This window comes from Xenorhabdus siamensis, from assembly GCF_037996745.1.
GTDB classification, from domain to species: domain Bacteria; phylum Pseudomonadota; class Gammaproteobacteria; order Enterobacterales; family Enterobacteriaceae; genus Xenorhabdus; species Xenorhabdus indica.
Genome location: NZ_JBBMXE010000010.1, coordinates 294,923 through 311,257, shown reverse-complemented (window position 1 = coordinate 311,257; position 16,335 = coordinate 294,923). Strand labels below are relative to the sequence as shown.

Here is a 16,335-nt window from a genome sequence, read left to right as displayed (position 1 = left end):
CTGCCACAAAGGCTTCCAGCACCCGTTGATAGCTCTCTGTCAGCCTGACGATGGTAGCCTCATCAAACAGGCTGACTGCATAGTTCAGGTAAGCGGTAATGCTGGTTTGCCCGTCGGACATAAACAGGCTCAGATCAAACTTGGCGGGGCTGTACAGAGAATCGTCCAGTGTTACCGGCCTGAATGGCAGGCGGCTGTCTGACGAATTTTCTCCGGAACCCTGCAAACTAAACATGATCTGAAAAATCGGGTGGCGGGCGGTATCACGTTCAATATTCAGGGCATCAAGGAGCTGTTCAAACGGCATATCCTGATGGGCTTTGGCTTCGGCAACCTGCTGATGGGTCTGCGCAATCAGGGCTGCCACGCTGACAGTGTGTTGCAGTTGTGCCCTTAAGACCAGTGAATTAACGAACATGCCAATCAAGGGCTGAGTCTGGGCATGATGACGGTTATCGGTGGGGGTCCCCAGTACAATATCGTTTTGCCCGGTTAATTTTGCCAGCGTGACATAAAAGGCACTGAGCAGCACGGTATACAGGGTTGTTTCCTGCATTTTGGCCAGACTTCTTAACCGGTCAGAAAGCCGGGGGTCCAGCGCAAAAGTGAAATCCCGTCCCTGATAATTCACCTGAGCCGGTCTGGGGTAATCAGTTGGCAAGGCCAGTGCTTCATAGTTGGCTAAAGCCTGCCGCCAGTAAGCTAGCTGGCGTTCACGTATGTCACCCTGTAAATAGTCGCGTTGCCATGCGGCATAATCTCCATAGGTGATATCCAGCCCAGGAAGCTGGCTGTCCCGTTTTTCCCGCAAGGAGTGGTAAATTTCCGCCAGTTCATGCAGAAAGATATCCATTGACCAGCCATCAATGGCAATATGGTGCCATAACAGTAATAAATAGTGGCTGTCAGAAACCGGATAGTGACACAGGCGCAGACTGGGTTCCGTGGTTAAATCAAATGGCGTGGCAATCTCAGCGCGAACGGTGTGCAGAAGCGCATTAAAATCTTCACAGGGCTGGGATCTGATAACCAGATTTTCATGCAAGATTTGCTGATAAATCTGGCCGGTATCATCATTGTGGTACACCATTTTCATCACTGAATGGCGTTCAGCCAGCCGGTTAATGGCGGTTTCTAATAATGGCAGACAGGCATCATTATCCAGTTGAACCAGGTAAGGAATATGATAGACATCAGAGCCTTGTTCAAACTGTTCGATAAACAGCATCCGCTCCTGGGCAAACGATAACGGGTAGCGCTCCCGTTGCAGGCGGGGGATAACCGTATAGGTCTGTTGTTCCATCCGGGTTGTCAGGCCAGCGATGGTTTTCAGCTCAAACAATTGTGCCAGCGAGACCTCGGTTGCCAAAACCCGGCGAATGGCCGCGGTCAGCTTAACCGCTGTCAGGGAGTTACCGCCGATACGGAAGAAGTTATCTTCTATGCCAACCCGTTCCAGCCCCAATACCTCTTGCCAAATGGCACAGAGTTGGGTTTCCAGCGCATTGCGGGGCGCCACATAACTGTCTCTATTTACCCAGACAGGCTCTGGTAAAGCCCGGCGGTCCAGTTTGCCGTTCAGCGTCAGTGGCACAGACTCAAGACGGGTAAAACTGGCCGGCACCATATATTCCGGCAGACGGGCTGACAGATGCCCGATCAGGCTGTCATCCGATACCCCCTCCTCCGTCACCAGATAGGCCACCAGCACACGCTCCCCTTCGTGTTCCCGATCGATCACCACCGCCTGTTTCACCTGTGGATGGGTCGCCAGTGCACTTTCAATTTCCCCTAATTCAATGCGGTAACCCCGGATTTTGACCTGAAAATCATTGCGGCCCAGATAATCCAGATTGCCATCCGGCCGCCAGCGCACCAAATCGCCGGTTTTATACAGCCGGGTATAACCGTATTCTTTGTCTTTATCCGTAGCAAACGGATTTGCCACAAACCGCCCGGCGGTCAGTTCAGGCCGGTTTAAATACCCCCGCGCCAGTCCGGCTCCGCCGATGTATAACTCTCCCGGTGCACCGATAGGTACAGGCTGACCGGCATCATTCAACACATAGGCATACATATCATCTAATGGCCGGCCAATATTGGATGCTGTTATCGCGTCGTCCTGAGTTAATTTCCGGTAGGTGACATGTACGGTTGTTTCAGTGATCCCATACATATTAATCAGGGCCGGAGAGTGATCGCCGTAACGGTTCCACCAGGGTTTTAATTGAACCGGGTTCAGTTTATCTCCGCCGAAAATCACATAGCGAAGATGGGGAAATTCAGCATCCCTGTTCAATGATGCTTCAATAAAGGCATAAAATGCCCCCGGCGTCTGATTTAACACGGTAACTTTCTGATCAGAACAGAGGCGGCTGAATCTGCCGAAATCCTTCGTGTACTCTGTTGTTGGAATAATCAGACGCCCGCCATACAGCAATGCGCCCCATAATTCCCAGACACTGAAATCAAAGGTGTAAGCATGGTAAAGCACCCAGGTATCCTTTTGGTCAAACTGATATTCTCCCTGAGTGGCCGCAAATAAACGCACCACATTATGATGTGTCTGCAACACGCCTTTCGGTTGCCCGGTCGTGCCCGACGTATAGATGACGTAAGCCAGATCCGTCGCTGTATTCACAGGAGCCGGATTTTCTGCCGGCTGGTTTTCTGTCACGGCCTGATCATCCGCTGCTATCAACGCCGGCGGTTCAGCCCGTGTCTGGGTATATTCCCCCAGTGTTGCCAGATAGTGTGTTTGGGTCACAACACAAGGTGATGCCGTATCTTGCAAAATAAACCGGATACGCTCAGGCGGATATTGCGGAGATATCGGGACATAAGCCCCGCCGGCTTTCAGCACTGCCAGTATACTGATGACCATTTCCAGACTGCGATCCAGATACAGAGCCACCAGCGTATCTGCCGGCATCGGGGTATGGCGCTGCTGCTGATACTGTGCCCGGATCACAGCCGCTAACTGATTGGCCCGTTCATTAAGCTGACGGTAAGTCAGTGTTTCCCCTTCAAACACCAGCGCCACGCTGTCCGGTCTGGCTGCCACTTGAGATTCAAATTGCTGCTGGAGAGTATGGTCTGGCGGATACGGTATATTGGGCTGGTTCCAGGTATGCAGTAATATCTGGCGTTCTTGCTCCAATAAAATAGGTAACTCACTGACTAACAATGCAGGATTGTTAATCAAGGCAACGAATAGATTTTGTAATCGCTCAAGTATTCTGTTGATATCCAGTTCACTAAAATATTCCTGTCGGTAATCTATCGTTATTTTTAGTTCCTGATCGTATCCATAATCTTTCAATCGAAAGACGATAGGGTAAATATTAAACACACCATCTACATGATAATACTGATTTTCAGTAAGTTCAGTGGCTGACTCAGAAAAACGCTCATAAAAAATAGATATATTAGGCAAAGAAAGCCTGTGTTGACTAGCTATTCGGATGAGATGAGATTGAGGGAATCTACAGTGATAGTAACTACTTTTCAGCTCGGATTCTATCAACCTAATCTGTTCAATCACACTTGCTGTATTAGAAATTCGACAATGCACTGGATATATATTTGCGCTCATGCCAACAACGTATTTTTCTAATTTTTTCTTTCTTCCATGTGTGATCGTGTTAAAAGTCAACTCTTGTTGCCCGGTAAGTTCAGACATCATCATAACAACCAGGCCTGAAAAAATAGGATGCAGATTGGTTTGATGTTTTTTACAAAATAACCGCAAATCCTCTTTAATTGAAAGAGGTAATATTAACGTATCATAACTACTTCCTGTATTTGAATAACAAGGCGTTAATCGATATATTTCTTTTTCTTTTAGAAAGTTAAGCCAATAATTTTTATCTTTTTCATAGTGAGTTTTATTTAGATATTCTCTTGCGTTGGCTATTATAGTCAAATATTGCGGAATGTCCGATAACCATGCTATTGATGTTCCATTCTGAAGACATTTGTATAATTTATGGACATACTCATGAAGCCGGTAAAAACCGACACCATCGATCATAATATGGTGGATTTTAGTGAAAAAGTAATACTTTTCATCAGCCAGACGGATCAGGAAAACCTGATAAGGTATTTCCTTTAAATAATCTATCGGAATTTCAATTTGTTGCCGCATCCAAAGTTTTGCTTCTTTTTCAGGTTCAGACTTCATTGCAACATCATGAAATATAATTGATTCTGGCGTACTTTGTTCTTCAATGTATTGTATCGCTTCATTATCTGCATTAACCGATATACGCAAGCGCAACATATCAATATGTTGATGTAATACGTTCCACACCTTTTGTAAGAGGGCTATATCAATCTCTTTTTCTATAAAAGTATACCAACCGAGATTGTGTATTGGACTATTTTCATAAAGTGCCTGTTCGTAAAATACATCCTCCTGCGAAGGATGAAGGCTATGTACATTCGAATTCAACGCACTTTCAGGTATTCTCATAATAAATTATACGAATGCATTCCGTTCGCAAGTCACTTGCACTCTATGACACAAACGAGTAGATTGCAGCTCTATACCCAACCTAAATCAATTCATGCTTTGGTATTCATGTAATCCACTATTCGAAATCTAACGCTTTTTCACCTGTTCCGGTTTATATTATTACTTAATCTGGTAAGTCTCGTTATTATCTATCGTTGCATCACTACAAAGATTCTCGCAATCTTTCAGCATTCTCCTTTATACAAAAATAGTTGATATTTACCAGTATTAATGGTTAATACTCTCCATTACTGATATGAGTTACTTTATATTTGCAGTTATTTATCTGTATAATTTTGATTGTCATTTAGATTCAAGTCCACATTATTTTTTATTTAATTAGGGTATTTTTTTAATTATTACGGGGAGAGAAATAAAACAAATTATATAGTTCATAAATTACATACTGACATTTGATTTATTATTCAGAAGGTATAACAGACAGGTGAATACTGAGAGAAGGTATAATTTTCAATTAAGGCATAACTAGGATATCTATTTTAAATAGGGGAATATTTAGTGAATATTTATTATTCTTGAGGTAGGAATGAATTGATTTTGGAGAAAAAACTTATACTCCATGGTTTTCAAGGCACGTCATAACGGCAAGGGAGCGAATCCCCGGAAGTGATGGATTACGAAGGTACAATGCTGAATTGGTAATTCAGTTCCAGTAACACAGCATTGTCAATCAGTTCAAAAATTGAATATAGCTCTGACATACCCGCCTCTTTATGATCAGTTATATTAATGTATTTATCATCTTCTAGGCTGCAAAATTATTAATGTAATCTTAGAACTATTTAGTTCATACAACATGTTTAAAATAGTAGTCAACTATCCTAAATTAATTATATTTAATAAAAATAATAACCAAATATAAAAACATCAATTAAATTAATTATATATTAATATGAGTCATTAATTTTTCAATCCCACCTGTCAATTCAACAACCATGTTAATTAATTAGGATTAACTTGTTGGCTTTCGTTAAGATAACTAAAAAAAGCCAACAAAAAAATACAAAATATTTACCAAAATTCCAGGTAGATTCTACAAATCTAAATATACTTTAGTTAACTATTTAGTTTTTTATAAAACCTATATTAAGGAGATATGCTATGTATTCTGTAAATGCCGCTGATAAATTCGCATCGTTAGTTCTATATGCAGCAAGTATGTATGAACAATATCCAAATGACCCGAAACCTCCCCCAGATCCACGCATAGAAAGAGATGGATGGAAATTGACAGGTTATATTTTGGGTAACAACTTTCATCTTGAAAAAAATGCCAAAACAAATAAAAATGAATTAATGATTTCCGTGACTAAAGTTATTAATGGATATATTGCTGAGAGAATAACTAACCCCGGAGAATATTTTATTGCTCTCCGAGGAACCAAAACCCTGACAGAAGCTATAGAAGAAATACATATAAATTATATATATCCTTGGTCTGATGTTAATGAGTTATAACTACCATGCTCGGTCGCTGTCTATGCATGGAATAATAACCCTTGTTGCAGCGGTAGTAACGGTAATACGGCAGATAATGGGCCATAACGCTCGGTCAACTGAGTGATATCATTCTCTTCAATATCTGGTAACCCAGTTTCTGCGGCGACTAAAGTTGCCATAGCCCGTAAGGGCTACTGTCTGGAGACTGGATTAAGCAATCAGCCGCCCATACCATACCGCCATGTATGTTGTTGATTGTTTATCAGTACATAAAAAGTGGCTTCGTCATCATCAAAAGGATTATTTTGTTCCAAATTCATTTTATTATTCTCATCAATTCTTAGATTTCAATAATCGGTTTGTCATATCATTTTTTTGCCAGCAACCAACTCAGGCCATCAATTAACCCACCGCGCCAGCACAATACATCATGCCCCCCATTAAACACACGATAATTCACGTTATGCCCAGCCCCTTGCAACGCAGCATGCATTTGATCATTGACAAAATGGATATCGGCTTCACGGGAACCCGCTTCCTGAAATATTTTTAATGACGAAGGAATAACTTTTTGCCCAAGAACCTGTTGTGTCAGCCAACCGGATTTATGCTCAGAAGATGGCATAAACTGTCGAACAATTTTGCTATCAGGCCACCAGAAAGAACCTGATTGTGTGAGAACACAGCCAAAACGTTGTGGCCAATGGAGTGCGGCATACAATGCCGCCAGCCCACCGTAACTCTACCCTGCTATCACTGTTTGTTCAGGATCATCGCTAAAAGCTGCATACTGTGCGACAAGCGGTAACAATTCATCCTGAATTGCTTGCCAAAAATCGGGGTTGCAGGGAAGTTCCCGCTCCCTATGTGGCATATCAATGACATCAATCAACAACCAAACCGCCTCTGGTATCTGCCGTTTTTCAGTCGCTATATCAATCACCGGAAAAACCGGTACTCTCTCCACCCAAGTCAATCCATCCAACAGAATGATGAGAGGGCGAGGGTAAGTACTTTCTTCTCCTGTGGAATAAAGCCAAACACGCCTTTGATTGTTAAGCCGCTCACTGTGCCAGTGCAAAAGCAAAGGCTCTCGTTTATCTGGCTGCGCAGCATGATTTGGGCTGGTTCCATCAATTAATGACCATGCAACCTGTTCAGGAGAATGGGGCATATGAATTGCCGATAAAAGCAAACCAAGCCCATTACGATGATATCCCTGTAAATTTAAAGGATCTGAAATGGATAATAGAAAGAGTGAAATCCACCATTCACGTTGCTGTTGATTACGCTGTTTGGTTTCGTCGGAAAAGTTGGGGGGCAAATGTGCGTCAGTAACAGGTATAAATCGATAACTTCCTCTCCAGCTATCTTCAAGGTTCACTGACCAATACCAGATATCCGTTTCAGGTAATCGTTGTAGGCTCTGTGGTTGCGGACGGTGATGATCAGTGATGCCATTGATATCAATATAGACTTGGCGAAAAGGTGAGTTTTGTTCGTTCCCATTAGGATCTCGCCAGTCATATTACCTTGCAGGATATTGATAACCGTAGAAACCACCATGAAAGCAACCATCATCAACAATACCTTTGGACATTTCGCTGACCGTACAAGGGGCTGCCAAAAGCAGCCACTTATTTTTAAGTAATACCTACAGCGTGATACCCTCCAATTAATACCAGCGAAAAATCCGCATTCCTAATATAAAGGCGATAATTCCAATCACAACTAACGCAATTGAAGCGGGCACAACTTGTAATAAATCCCCACCTTCAATAAATACCTTGCGCATATTATCTGCCAGAATGGTTAACGGCAGGTATTCAACGATACTCACCATCCATTGTGGAAAATGTTTGTAACTGAAAAAGATCCCTGATACCAGAACCTGTATCAGAATCGAAACTTCCAGCAATCCATTCGCTGTCTGGGCTTTGCGGGCGCGGGATGCTACCAAAACCGCCACACCAGAGAAACAGATATTCCCCGTGAACAACAAAAGCAAAAAGGCGTAAAACGATCCCTGTATTTCTATGTCGAAGTAAATTTCAGCAAACAGATAAATGATCAATATTTCAGCGAAGTTGATGATCAGACAGGCCAGAATATGTGCCATCAAAAATGTGGATTTACGCATCGGTGTGATGCACATCTGACGTGTTACCCGTGCAATGCGTTTCTCTGCCAGTGCCCAACCGACCGCGATCAAACAGGTTTCCATAATTGCCATCGCCAATAATCCCGGCACTAAGAAATCCAGATAACGTAACCCCGGTGTTTCCAGTATGAAAAGATTTTCGTCTGCCTGTTTTCCCTCCTGTTGATTGAGCAGGTAGTAAGTCAATAGTGCATTACTGTCCTGTGGATCAAGGTAGTGAACCCGCTTGCCTTCTGCATTCTGTTCAATAAACATCTGGATATCACCACGTTTCAACCCCAGAACCACAGCATCGTGATCAGGATAAAATTTAATGCGATATTTCACCTTCACTAATTTATCACGTTTGATTCCATCCTGATTGATAATGCCGGAGATCATGTGCTCATGTGCTGCAAGCTGCTCTCCCCATTGTTTAATCTTCTGCTGTTCCGCAATTTCTGTAGGCAGGACGATACCGATATCCCTTTCCGGGATATCCTGAGATGAGAATGAAACGCCTAATAACCAAACCAACAACAACGGAAAACCAAATGACCAGAACAGTATTTCCGGTTCACGGAGATATTGCCGGAATTGAGTTTTCATCAGATTGATCAGTGCACTATTCATGGAATCTTCTCCCTGCCAGAATCATGAACAAATCATCCAATGTTTTTTTCCTGACCATAAATTCATTGATATCTACATTGACTTTTTTAGCAAACTCAAAAAGATAGGCTACAAAACTGGCAGAATCGTTAATCATCATACGAACCTTGTGTTTTTTCTCATCGTACTCATAACTCAGTACCTGGCAGTGTTGACTCAGTTCCTGCAAACGTTCAGGAAATTGGGTGCTCAGTTCAATCAGGTCGCCGTTACAGTGTTTTTTCAACAATTCATCCATACTTCCCTGGGCAATGATTTCCCCTTTGTTCATGATACAAATACGGTCACATAAGTATTCAGCCTCTTCCATGTAATGGGTTGTCAGAAGCATTGTTGATTGTCTTTCCCGGTTAAGTTTGCGCAGAATATCCCAGGTATCATGGCGGAAACGCGGATCAAGCCCGGTTGTAGGTTCATCCAGTATCAGGATTTCCGGCTCATTCATAATGGCAACCCCCAGTGCCAGTCGCTGACGCTGTCCCCCCGATAACCCCTCCACATAGGTTTTGTGTTTTTCCGTCAGCTCAACCAACTCCATAACATCTTGTACCCGTTTACGTGAACAGCCATAGAAACTACCAAACAGGGTCAGAACTTCTTCCACTTTCAATTTATTGATAAACAATGTTTCCTGTAAGACACCACTGAGACGCTGACGCAGGTAATGTGCGTCATGCTGCCATGTTTTTCCCAATATCCGTACAGAGCCTGAGTCCGGTTTTTTCAGGCCTTCTAGTATCTCAACCAGTGTCGTTTTTCCCGCACCATTCGGGCCAAGCAGGCCAATAAACTCCCCACGATACACATCCAGAGAAATACCTTTCAATGCCTGATAATCTTTGAAGTGTTTCTTGACTTGGTTAAACTCAATCACTTTCTCTTCTTGATTCTGAATACCCATTCTCTGTATCTCATATGGTGATAAATTGGGAAAGGGAGGATAGTTTCGCTTTCAGTAACCCGGTAAAACGTGTGATCCCATCTTGATTGAAACAGCAGCAATTGATTTGCATGATTGGTTTCCCATCTTCAGAGAGTGTGACGTAAATATTGATGGAGTCATTTTCCCATCCGGTGGATATTGGTTGACTGGATAAGGTTTGTTGTTCCCGGTGTTCACTTTTCCAATAACCACTCAGATGCAATCCACCCGGTTTGTTATCAGCTACCGTAGATTTAAATGCATCCTGCAATATATTGATGTTAATCGTTGGTTGCGAAATTTCCACACTGTGTTTGTTTTGGCGAATAATAGACTGCGGCGGTCTCGGCTCCATAAACAGAAAATCAGCCAAAAAGCTTGGGTAAAGTTGAGCACGCCGGAATATTTTGCTATAGAGCCAGCTACCTGTTCGAATTGCCAGAGAATACAGCCAGGGACTGTTGTGCCAACGCTGCCTAGCCATAACACCAACAGGCAGACTCCACGGGCATTCCATATGATCATAAGCACACAAAATATTTTCCCTGACTTGTTCCAGCAAGGCGACGGTTGCCGCCCCAGTTCTGCTGCTTTAGCTGTGATCCTGTCCATGTTGATAGGCACTGGCATGACACGCAACATGGGTGCCATTAGCGTCTCACTTCCGGGCTGTTCCCGCCCTTCCAGCACCGAATTGAGTGAGAAACGTGACTGCCCTGTCATTTCATGAACAACCTCAGCAACTAATGTCAGAAAGACCATCTGCAACGTTGCCTTGTACTGTTTCGCCAGAACATTCAACAATGCGTAGCTATCATCGGGAAACGGCAGATAGAACTCATGGTCGATAAAGTGCACTTGATTGAGGTCACTGGCGGGAAAACGCGCATAGGAATATCCCATCAAATGACGCCGCCAGAAAGCCAGATCCTGCTGCCCCTGACGCTGATGGATCTCCCGCTCATAGCGTACCCATTCATCAATCTGCATTTGATTTGCCATGCTTTTATCTATACGTAACGGATTTTTCTTCCCCTGACATCCTTGTGCATAAAACCGCCATAGTTGTTGTTCAAACAGGTGCATAGCGCCGCCATCTGCCACAATGTGAGGAAAACATAAAAACAGCAGATGCTTTGATTCCTCCAGCCGGAAAAGCTGCGCCCGTAGATGAGGTGGTGATTTCAGGTCAAATGGTGTATTCAGGAACTGCCGGGCATTTTTGATAATGAACTGCTCCTGCTCATCGGCATCATACCCTGACAGATCCTGTAGGGGTAAGTCGAACTCCCGGACATGGCAAGTCCGTTGCATCGGCACATAGTCCAGGATTTCCGTACGCAGGGAGATATGCGACTGAATCAGGTTATTGATGGCTTGCTCCAGCAAGTTTGTCCGCAAGTCCCCTTCAATCAAAATACCTACCTGATTGTTGGCTGTATCCCCAAGTGCAGTGGATACAAACCAGAAACAGAGCTGAGCATACCCCAGCGGGAACCAATTTCCCTTCCCTTTATTCTTTCCTGAATGATGCACAGTCAGCACTGTCTCGCGCTTCTGAGTATGGGCGGTCATTTCCTTCCCCCTTGGTTATCTGTCAGATTTTCCGTTTTCTGCCTGCTGCGCAGATTGACCTGTTCAGCTAATTGCTCAATGGTGGAGTGTTCATAAATAAAACCTACGGGAAACGTTACTTGCAGCCGTTGTTTAATTTTTGCGATGATCTGCACCGCCATGAGCGAGTGACCATTGAGTTCAAAGAAATCATCAAATACACCCAATGGGCCAATCCCCATTTTTTCCTGCCAGATATCAGCAATAATCTCTTCTGTTTGATTACGGGGCGGTTGATAATCGACACTCAATACCGGGCGGGGATACAATTTCTGTTCATCTGTTTTCTGGGTAGCGCTCTTCTGTGTAGAAGATTTCTGTGTGGAAGCTGCGTCACTTTGCCATGAGCTTGTCTTCACCACATTTGGCTCTTGCCCTGCCGCAGTATTCTCTTCTGATCCGTGGTCAAGGTCCGGCAGCGGTAAGCCACGGGTAGAAATGGCATAAACACTGTCACCATGTGCCAATAGTGACTCCAATAATTGGCAACCTTCTTCCGGCAGGATACCGTGTTTAATACTTTCCTGTTCCTCATCATCCTGATACCACTGGCGCAAGCTATCCACCGCCATTCCAACTTCACGCCATGAATCCCAACCAATGGCAAGATAACGGGTACAGTTTTTATTGATTGCGTTTTTGTTAATTGAATAGTGTTGATGACGTGACAAGGCATAAGCATCTTCAAAGGCATTTGCTGCACAATAAGCAACTTGCCCCATTGATCCTACAGTAGATGCCAGCGATGAGCACAGAACGAAGAAATCCAGCGGTTGACGTTTAAACCAGTTATCCAATACTTGTGTTCCCACCACTTTTGATTGGAAAACCCGAAGCGAGTCTTCGAGACTGCGGTTTTGAATCAGTCCGCCGTCCGCAATACCAGCACAGTGGAAAACGCCGTGGATCTGCCCATGCTGGAGTACAACATCTGTTAGTGCTTTACCGACTCTGGCCGCATCCGCTAAATCGGCTGCAATGACAGAAACAGAAGCCCCCATCTGTTGTAACTGTTGCAATAAACGGATATGACGTGACCGTTTGTTGTCGGCATCATGATTCTCCAGCCAATCTGACCACTCATTTTGGGGTGGCAATTCACTGCGGCTAATGAAAATTAAATGAGGCTGATAACGGCTCGCCAGATGAGTGGCTATCGTGGCACCAATACCACCAAATCCCCCAGTGATCAGGTAATTGCCTCCCTGGCTGAATAATGGCAGCGATGCAACCGGCAGTGTGACGGTTTCAAGCAACGGGACATAACGATGTCTGCCACGGAGTGCCACGATATTGTCTTGTTCGTTCTGTTGCGCTGTATTCTGCCCTTCCGGTTGTCTAAGGATCTCCGCCAGTAATGTTGACATTATCGCGTTGGACTGAATCGGATTGAGTAAAGGCAGTGACCATCGGGTAGCGGGCAGTGCAATGTCAATACTCTTACACTGTACCTGCTCAAATTCTTTTGGGATCACACGACAAGGGCCAATGAGCAACGCTTTGGCAGGATCATTACAATCATGTTCGGTAATAACATGCAGTCGGTTAGAGAGAATGTTTATTCTTAATGGGCTGGTTTTTAAGACATCTGTTTTTAAGACATCAGCTTGCAGTCCCTCCTTTGTTTCCATTCCATCGGTTGAGAAGTGATCCGATAAAACGCTATCCACGGCAAATTGCCGCGCAATATGCAGTAAGGATTCATAATTTGTGAAAGCGGTTTTCAATGCAATGGAGGGCGAACGAGTTATCGACCAGGCATGAATAATGTTATTCACCCGCACTTTCTGCTGTTTAAGCAAATCTGCCAGAGCCTGATAGTCTTCACTGTGCTGCGGATTAATCGTTACCTGACGGGAAGTGGTATCGGTATGGAAATGCTTGCCCTGTCTCACCCGCCAGACTTCACCCCCCAATTGTGTCAGTGCCGTCGTTAACCGCTTTCCTATTCCGGCCTGATCCATAAAAATCAGGAAAACCTGACCGTTCAAACTGACATGATCCAGCACTGGTACGGTCATCTGTTTCCAGCGAACCTGATGGCTCCATTGTTCTAGTGGTAGTCGTCCATTATCCGGTACAGATTGGCCGGAATGAAGATGGTTGCGATATGCATCATCATCAACCAATGTATCCAGGCTGTAACGCTGATGCTGGAATACGTATCCGGGCAGAGGAAGGCGATGCCGTTTCTGTTGCCGATAAAATGCAGCCCAATCTACAGATATCCCCTGCTGCCACAACTGCCCCAATATATTCAACAAATACTGCCGATCTTGAATATTTTGTTTGATCCCACGTGTACTGCTGAGCACTCGTTGATATGCCGATATCCCCGTGCTCTGTATTTTTGCCAGTCCGGCCAAAGTGCTGCCCGGTCCGACTTCTAATAAGACTGGTGTTTTTGGCGATGAGGTTTTTTGAGACTGACCTTTCGCAGATGCCATTTGTTGGGACAACAAGCACGCAATACCTTGACTGAATGAGACTGGCTCACGTAACTGACGAGCCCAATAATCAGGAGATGTTGCTTGTTCAGCCGTGATCCACGTTCCTGTTACACAAGAGATAAATGGCAATTTGGGCGCTGATAATGATACACCATCAAATGCCTGCCTGAACGGCTCCAGACAGCCATCCATCATGGTACTGTGGAAAGCATGGGATGTATGCAACGCCTTTACTTCGATGCTATTTTCAGTTTCTTCCGCAAGACGGCCTTCCAGCGCTAATATAGCGTCAGTTTCACCGGATACGACACAAAGCTCAGGGGCATTATAAGCAGACAGTGTTACGCCTTCACCGAGATAGCCCTGTAATGTTTTTGCATCAAGCCCCACCGCTAACATTTTACCGGCGGGCATCTGATTCATTAATCCTGCCCGCCTGACCACAATCTTCAATGCATCCTCTAAGGTAAATACGCCAGCAAGGCAAGCTGCTACATATTCGCCTATACTGTGACCAATACAAGCTGTCGGGCGGATCCCCCATTCCATCAGTAACTGGCTCAACGCATATTCAACAACGAACAGAGCGGGTTGGGTATAGCGCGTTTGGTACAGGGCCGATGCTTCATCATGCTCAGCGGAGTCGAAGATCAGCGTACGGATATCTCGTCCCAGTAAGGGAAGCAGGATCACCGCGCATTTATCAACAGTGGTTTTAAATTGCGGCTCCTGCTCATAGTATCCTTTCATCATGCCGGAATACTGGGCCCCCTGCCCGCTGAACATAAAGACAACTGATGAAGAAACTGTACGTACTGTATTTTCCTGTACCGCATTTTCCTGTGTTGTCTGGGATAAATAATTGTCCAGCGCCGCAATAGCGCTTTTGTGATCATGGCATACCAGACTATGTCGGTAATCCATTTCGTGACGGCCGATATGCAGGGTGTACGCGATATCAGCCAATGGCAATTGAGACGATTTTTCCAACCACTGACGAAATTTCAGCATATTTGCCCGTAATGCTGCCGGCGTTTTGGCTGAGAAACAGAGTAGCTGCTGCGAATGAGCGGGGCCTGATGGGGGAACACAGGGCGCTTCCTGTAAGATCATGTGGGCATTGGTTCCTCCGATACCAAAGGAGCTGACCCCTGCGCGACGAACGCTCCGGCTCTGCCATTCCTCTCCTTTTATCGGGATATAAAATCTTGAGCCAGTCAGATTAATTTCCGGGTTCAAGCGGGTAAAGTTGACCGCGGGTGGCAGATAACGGTGTGTCAGCATCTGTGCAACTTTCATGACTCCCGTTACACCCGCAGCGGAATCTACATGCCCCAGATTGGCTTTTACCGAAGCAACTGCACAACGTATCCGATCGGTTAACAGCTCGCCAGACAATTGCGCCTGAACTAATTGTTCCTCCTGAGCTAGTTGTTCATGAGATAGCTGTTCCTGAGATAATAATGCCTGAACCCTGACAGCCTGCTGATCATAAGCATTAAGCAGCGCTTTCATCTCCATAGGATCACCAAGATGAGTGGCTGTGCCATGGGCTTCTATATAACTGATACTCTCTGCCGGAACATCTGCCGCCAATAATGCGCGCCGAAGTACCGCAGTCTGGCCTGCTACTGAAGGTGCGGTAAAACCAATTTTCTCCGCCCCATCGTTATTTACCGCAGAACCTTTGATAATCGCGTAAATATGATCGCCGCTGTCCAATGCATCCTGTAACCGTTTAAGCACCAGAACACCGACACCATCACCACCCAATGTACCGGATGCCTCAGCATCGAAAGTACGACAATGCCCATCATGGGATAGAATACCACTACCCTCAAAGTGATAGCCGCTGTGGGATGGAAAACCGATATGAACACCGCCACCTAACGCAATGTCACACTCTCCTGCCAGCAAAGACTGACAAGCATAGTGTAAGGCCACCATTGAACTTGAACAGGCAGAGCCGATGGTAAAACTCGGCCCCCGCAAGTTGAGCTTATAAGATACCCGGGTCGAAAGCAGGTCGTTATTATTACCAAATAACAACATGTCCGACAAAAAGCGCCGTATTACCGTGGGGTAATTCAACAAATAGTGCAGTAAATAGCTACTGCCGGAACTGCTGGCATATACACCAATTACTCCGTGGAATTTCTCCGGTGTATAGCCGGCATTTTCCAAAGCCAGCCATGAGGTTTCCAGAAACAGACGCTGCTGTGGATCAATAGCCTGCGCTTCCCGTGGCGAATAACCAAAAAATTCCGCATCAAAATCTTCCGGATGGTCTAATACGGAAGCATTACGAATAAAGTCGGCTCGCGAACGAGCCTCCATTGATATTCCTTCTGCATCCAGTTCAGCATCACTCAGTGGCCTGATGGATTCAACACCGGCCGCAATATTCTGCCAGAATTGTTCAATATCATTAGCACCGGGAAATTGCCCGGCCATACCAATAATGGCAATTTCAAAACCATGCAACATTGATTCCATTGATTGTGTCATCTGAGATTGATCCACCTGAACTTTATTAACATTGGTGTTATTCATAATCCGC

At 44.9% G+C, this 16,335-nt stretch carries 9 protein-coding genes and 1 pseudogene; 1 reads left to right on the top strand and 9 read right to left on the bottom strand.

Annotated features, from left to right (window positions below; all coding sequences use genetic code 11):
- Positions 1 to 4,474 (bottom strand): amino acid adenylation domain-containing protein (locus AAC852_RS11755; protein ID WP_340621186.1); only part of this gene is annotated, 4,474 nt, incomplete at its 3' end.
- Between the two features lie 1,164 nt (positions 4,475 to 5,638).
- On the opposite strand from AAC852_RS11755, the gene AAC852_RS11750 reads away from it, so the two are divergent.
- A complete protein-coding gene (locus AAC852_RS11750) occupies positions 5,639 to 5,995 on the top strand; it encodes a hypothetical protein (protein ID WP_340621185.1) in 357 nt (118 codons plus the stop codon).
- Between the two features lie 20 nt (positions 5,996 to 6,015).
- On the opposite strand, the gene AAC852_RS11745 is transcribed toward AAC852_RS11750, so the two are convergent.
- The 8 genes and pseudogenes from AAC852_RS11745 to AAC852_RS11710 all read right to left on the bottom strand — a co-directional run bounded on the left by AAC852_RS11745 (position 6,016) and on the right by AAC852_RS11710 (position 16,328).
- A complete protein-coding gene (locus AAC852_RS11745; protein ID WP_340621184.1) occupies positions 6,016 to 6,156 on the bottom strand; it encodes a hypothetical protein in 141 nt (46 codons plus the stop codon).
- Between the two features lie 188 nt (positions 6,157 to 6,344).
- Positions 6,345 to 7,442 (bottom strand): annotated as a pseudogene (fes, locus tag AAC852_RS11740) (enterochelin esterase).
- The gene (locus tag AAC852_RS11735) at positions 7,358 to 7,558 is read right to left on the bottom strand and encodes a hypothetical protein (RefSeq protein ID WP_340621183.1); all 201 of its coding nucleotides are present in this window, start codon (positions 7,556 to 7,558) and stop codon (positions 7,358 to 7,360) included. The pseudogene fes and the gene AAC852_RS11735 overlap by 85 nt, the downstream one beginning before the upstream one ends.
- Before the next feature lie 94 nt (positions 7,559 to 7,652).
- Entirely contained in the window at positions 7,653 to 8,750 is a 1,098-nt protein-coding gene (locus tag AAC852_RS11730) for an ABC transporter permease (RefSeq protein WP_340621182.1), read from the bottom strand.
- A complete protein-coding gene (locus tag AAC852_RS11725; protein WP_340621181.1) occupies positions 8,743 to 9,690 on the bottom strand; it encodes an ABC transporter ATP-binding protein in 948 nt (315 codons plus the stop codon). The genes AAC852_RS11730 and AAC852_RS11725 overlap by 8 nt, the downstream gene beginning before the upstream one ends.
- Positions 9,691 to 9,700: 10 nt before the next feature.
- Positions 9,701 to 9,982, bottom strand: coding sequence for a hypothetical protein (locus AAC852_RS11720; protein ID WP_340621180.1), 282 nt, complete (start codon positions 9,980 to 9,982; stop codon positions 9,701 to 9,703).
- Positions 9,955 to 11,286, bottom strand: a complete 1,332-nt coding sequence (locus AAC852_RS11715) for a condensation domain-containing protein (RefSeq protein WP_340621179.1) — start codon at positions 11,284 to 11,286, stop codon at positions 9,955 to 9,957. The genes AAC852_RS11720 and AAC852_RS11715 overlap by 28 nt, the downstream gene beginning before the upstream one ends.
- Positions 11,283 to 16,328, bottom strand: coding sequence for a type I polyketide synthase (locus AAC852_RS11710; RefSeq protein WP_340621178.1), 5,046 nt, complete (start codon positions 16,326 to 16,328; stop codon positions 11,283 to 11,285). The genes AAC852_RS11715 and AAC852_RS11710 overlap by 4 nt, the downstream gene beginning before the upstream one ends.
- Positions 16,329 to 16,335: the final 7 nt, after the last annotated feature.

Excerpts from the sequence above, each read along its gene's own strand:
- AAC852_RS11750 (WP_340621185.1), top strand. The coding sequence starts at position 5,639 with ATGTATTCTGTAAATGCCGCTGATAAATTCGCATCGTTAGTTCTATAT.
- AAC852_RS11745 (WP_340621184.1), bottom strand. The coding sequence starts at position 6,156 with ATGGCAACTTTAGTCGCCGCAGAAACTGGGTTACCAGATATTGAAGAG.
- AAC852_RS11735 (WP_340621183.1), bottom strand. The coding sequence starts at position 7,558 with ATGATGGTTGCTTTCATGGTGGTTTCTACGGTTATCAATATCCTGCAA.
- AAC852_RS11730 (WP_340621182.1), bottom strand. The coding sequence starts at position 8,750 with ATGAATAGTGCACTGATCAATCTGATGAAAACTCAATTCCGGCAATAT.
- AAC852_RS11725 (WP_340621181.1), bottom strand. The coding sequence starts at position 9,690 with ATGGGTATTCAGAATCAAGAAGAGAAAGTGATTGAGTTTAACCAAGTC.
- AAC852_RS11715 (WP_340621179.1), bottom strand. The coding sequence starts at position 11,286 with ATGACCGCCCATACTCAGAAGCGCGAGACAGTGCTGACTGTGCATCAT.
- AAC852_RS11710 (WP_340621178.1), bottom strand. The coding sequence starts at position 16,328 with ATGAATAACACCAATGTTAATAAAGTTCAGGTGGATCAATCTCAGATG.